This is a genomic window from Paracraurococcus lichenis (genome assembly GCF_030657435.1).
GTDB classification, from domain to species: domain Bacteria; phylum Pseudomonadota; class Alphaproteobacteria; order Acetobacterales; family Acetobacteraceae; genus Paracraurococcus; species Paracraurococcus lichenis.
The window spans coordinates 1-540 of record NZ_JAUTWS010000451.1; the positions used below are offsets into that span (position 1 = coordinate 1).

At 66.7% G+C, this 540-nt stretch carries 1 protein-coding gene; it reads right to left on the reverse strand.

All coding sequences use genetic code 11. The annotated features are described in order from the left end of the window. Nucleotides 1-540, reverse strand: a 540-nt coding sequence (locus tag Q7A36_RS40755; protein WP_456306859.1) for an IS1634 family transposase, incomplete at both ends; no start/stop codon positions are given.

The following is a 540-nucleotide window of genomic DNA, read 5'->3' on the forward strand; positions in this document are numbered from 1 at the left end:
TTCGACGGCCAGGAGCTCGCGGTATCTCAGCATCGCCTGCAACGGCGTGACGCGGGCGTTGGTGCGCAGCACGAAGATGCCGTCGTATCTCGCTTCCTCGGCCAGCTTGCCGATGTCGACCTCGAAGGCCGGCCCTGACTTGGCCTTGCCGCCCTTCGCATTTGTTGGAGCGACGCGGCGCAGGTAGCGGCGGTAGGCGGAGTTGCCGATCAGTGCCTTGTCTCCGCGCTGCAACTGCTGCTCGAGACCGGCAATGATGGCCTGTCGGTCGGCACGGTCTTTCTCAGCCTCAGCCTCGTTGCGGCACACAATGTAGCGCCGGCCGGCGTGCCGCACCTCCTTGGCAAAGAGCTGCGTCTCCGCACCATTGGCGCGCTCGACCAGCAAGGGAGTGAAAGGGCCATCGTCGGCCAGCACCACCTCGTGCACCACGCGGTCGGTGCGCTCGCGGGCGCCGAGGATGTACTCGAGGCCGCGTTCTTCGAGACCCTCGATGGTAGGGGCCGAGATCATGCCGCGGTCAGCGACGACGCACACCCG